The following is a 288-nucleotide window of genomic DNA, read 5'->3' as shown; positions in this document are numbered from 1 at the left end:
ACTGGCTGGAGGCACTTACCGGCAAGCCGGTACACGACCACTGGTGGCAGACCGAGACCGGTTGGCCGGTGACGGCGCCCTGCACTGGGCTGGGCGACCACGACCTGCGCGCCGGCTCGACCAACCGCGCGGTGCCCGGCTACCACGTGCAGGTGGTAGACGACGAAGGCCGGCTGCTGGGGCCGAATGAGCAGGGCTCCATCGTCATCGCCCTGCCGCTGCCGCCGGGCTGCGCGCAGACACTGTGGAACGACCACCCACGCTACCTGCAGGCCTACCTGAAGACCT

At 69.8% G+C, this 288-nt stretch carries 1 protein-coding gene; it reads left to right on the top strand.

Annotation, left to right across the window (positions count from 1 at the left end):
- Nucleotides 1-288 (top strand): AMP-binding protein (locus tag ACVHXK_RS18805; RefSeq protein ID WP_461207936.1); only part of this gene is annotated, 288 nt, incomplete at both ends.

It is taken from the genome of Clostridium sp. DL1XJH146, from assembly GCF_054819755.1.
The sequence above is the reverse complement of the archived record's forward strand: the minus strand, read 5'-3'. Positions and strand labels throughout refer to the sequence as shown.